At 53.8% G+C, this 472-nt stretch carries 1 protein-coding gene; it reads right to left on the bottom strand.

Translation table 11 applies throughout. The annotated features are described in order from the left end of the window. Nucleotides 1-450: PAS domain-containing protein (locus tag EXE42_RS20670; RefSeq protein ID WP_275938241.1), on the bottom strand; the 450-nt coding region annotated here is incomplete at its 3' end. Nucleotides 451-472: the final 22 nt, after the last annotated feature.

Raw genomic sequence — 472 nt, 5'->3', positions numbered from 1 at the left:
GGTGTCGTCACCCTGGAGAAACCGTGGATTTTGGCCGATTACCTCCTCTGGCTCGTATCCAGTTATTTGTTCGAACCCGTCATTAACGTACACTAACGGATTGTCGTCTTTTGTTGCGTCAGCGATCTGGATGGCAACAGTGGCTTCGTCCATCGCCCGCTCTTTCAGTTCCAGTTCACGCTCGCGTTCTTTGCGGTCCGTTTCGTCCCGGACAGTACAGACGAGGCGACCATCGTCGATGATTGTCAGAGAGAGTTCAGCAGGGAACGTCGTTCCATCAGGCTGGGTACCCGTGACCGGCCCACGCCAGTGCCCGTCAGCTTCGAGAGCTGGGAAGACCTCGGTTTCGAACCGTTCGATCTCTGCGTCATCGTACAGTCTGCGCCAAGAGTCTCCAAGCAGCTCCTCCTTACTCTCGAAGCCGTACATCTCAATATGTGTCTTGTCGATGTACGTGTATTTGTCATCTTTA

The sequence above is a fragment of the Halorubrum sp. SP3 genome (assembly GCF_005435195.1).
Classification (GTDB): Archaea; Halobacteriota; Halobacteria; order Halobacteriales; family Haloferacaceae; genus Halorubrum; species Halorubrum sodomense.
The sequence above is the reverse complement of the archived record's forward strand: the minus strand, read 5'-3'. Positions and strand labels throughout refer to the sequence as shown.